The sequence below is a fragment of the Steroidobacter sp. genome, assembly GCF_016790065.1.
In the GTDB taxonomy this organism is placed as follows: Bacteria; Pseudomonadota; Gammaproteobacteria; order Steroidobacterales; family Steroidobacteraceae; genus Steroidobacter.
Window position 1 is genome coordinate 1 of the sequence record NZ_JAEUPY010000041.1, and the last position, 2110, is coordinate 2110.

Here is a 2110-nt window from a genome sequence, read left to right on the forward strand (position 1 = left end):
ACCGGGCGGCAGATCGAGCTGACCATCCACCAGCGCGCCATAGCCCACCGCGCCGGACGGCTCGACGATGATCTTCAACACTTCCCAGATGCTGCGCATGGCATGAATGATTTCGTGTTCCGAGACAGTCACGATGCCATCGACATGATGCTGGATCTCGGCAAACGTCAGTTCGCCTAACGACGAGCGCAAGCCATCGGCAATGGTCGCGGGTGACGTGCTGGGAATGATTTGACCGGCAGCCAGCGAGCGTGCGGCATCGTCAGCGCCTTTGGGTTCGACACCGAACACGGTGATCCCCGGCTTGAGGCTCTTGGCGGCAACCGAGATGCCGCTGAGCAAGCCACCGCCGCCCACCGGACACAGGATGTCCGTGAGATCGGGAACATCTTCGAGCAGTTCCAAGGCGGCGGTGCCCTGCCCGGCCATGACTCGAAGGTCGGTGTAGGGATGAATGAGAGCCGCGCCAGTGCGTTCGATCACGCTCTGGCACTTGCTTTCCCGGGCGGCCAGGGTCGGCTCGCACAGAATCACTTCGGCGCCATAACGGCGCACCGAGGCCAACTTGGCCTGCGGCGAATTGGACGGCATCACGATATAAGCCGGAATGCCTCGCAACTTGGCGGCACGCGCCAGGGCGGCTGCATGATTGCCGGACGAATGCGTGACCACGCCCCGGCGGGCCTCGTCATCGGACAGCATGGAGACAGCGTTGGTCGCACCCCGTGCTTTGAAGGCGCCGATCTTCTGCAGGTTCTCGCATTTGAAGAACAGCTGGGCCCCGGCCTTCTCGTTGAGGGCCGCACTGGTCATGACCGGCGTGCGATGAATTCGATCCTTGATGCGCGCGTGGGCGGCTTGAATGTCGGCCAGGGTCAGAGTCATTCGCGTCCCCATCGATGGTACCGGCGCCGGCGCGTGGCATTATAAGCGCATGCGCATGCGACAGATCGAGGCGTTTCACGCCATTTATGTCAGCGGCTCCATCAGTGGCGCGGCCCGCGTCCTGAATGTGTCGCAGCCATCCTTGACCAAGGTGCTCCAGCACGCCGAGCAACAGCTGGGCTTCGCGCTGTTCCGTCGCGTCAAAGGCCGGCTGGTCGCGACTGACGAAGCACACGTGTTGTTTCGGGAGGTCAGCGATGTGCACGAACGGCTGTCGTCGCTACGCAAGACGGCTCGCAATCTTCGCAGCGGTTCGGCCGGCAATGTGCGGGTGTCGGTGCTGCCGGCGCTCGGATTGGACCTCGCCCCGGCCGCAATCGCCAAGCTGCGCAAGGCACATCCGGGCGTCACCTTCGACGTCATGACCCAGCATCACGATGAAGTATTGCGCTCGCTGTACGAGCGGCGCTGCGAAGTGGCCATCGCCTATGCGCCCGCCCCGCATCCGCGTCTCAAGATCATCGAGTTGTGTCCGGCGGAGCTGGTGCTCATGCATCGTCGGGACGCGCCCAAGGTGCCCGCTCGTATCGAGCTGAGCTGGCTGAAGGGCAAGGACATCATCGGCCTGTCCACCAGCGGCCCGGTGGGCGATCTGTTCGCCGCCGCGCTGGGCAAGTTGCAAGTCATCGCCAACGAAGTGATTTCGGCGCAAACGTTTTATCTGGCGGCGGCCATGGTCCGCCACGACGCCGGCATCGCCATCGTCGATGAGCCGACCGCGTATGCCATGAGCAATGCGCAGACCGACATCAAGTTCTTCGATCCGCCGATGCGCTTCAACGTGTGTGCCATTCATCTCGAAGACCGGCCGCTGTCGCAGCTGGCGCGTGCCTTCGTACAAGGCATGCGCGAACAAATCGTCCAGACCCAGGCGGCCCACAATCCGGCCCATAACCGCCGTCTATAGCCGCTCCAAGCTTCGCTATTGGACGCTGTCGGCGAAATGAAAAATCATGCTAGCCATGAACATACCTGCGCCGTACATCGTGTATCTGGGGGCCGCCACCGATCCCCTGTCCGTCAAAACGTCCCGTGGCGTCGCCGAATGGCGCCCTGAAATGTGTGTGGGGCAGCGTCGCCTGCCCGGCTGCGGCGTCACCTTGGGCCTGCAGGATCTCACCTATGCGGAAGCCGTAGCTCGCGGTGCCAAGACCATGATCCTGGG

Annotated in this window: 2 protein-coding genes and 1 pseudogene; 2 read left to right on the forward strand and 1 reads right to left on the reverse strand. The window is 63.1% G+C overall.

The window, feature by feature from the left end; translation table 11 throughout:
- A partial coding sequence (locus JNL55_RS01600) for a pyridoxal-phosphate dependent enzyme (protein WP_293848520.1) occupies positions 1-885 on the reverse strand: 885 nt, incomplete at its 3' end.
- Between the two features lie 55 nt (positions 886-940).
- Between JNL55_RS01600 and JNL55_RS01605 the strand changes: the two genes are divergently transcribed.
- On the forward strand, positions 941-1852 hold the full coding sequence (locus tag JNL55_RS01605; RefSeq protein ID WP_293848521.1) for a LysR family transcriptional regulator: 912 nt from the start codon (positions 941-943) through the stop codon (positions 1850-1852).
- 55 nt (positions 1853-1907) lie between these two features.
- Positions 1908-2110, forward strand: a pseudogene (locus JNL55_RS01610) (DUF1611 domain-containing protein); the annotation flags it as partial.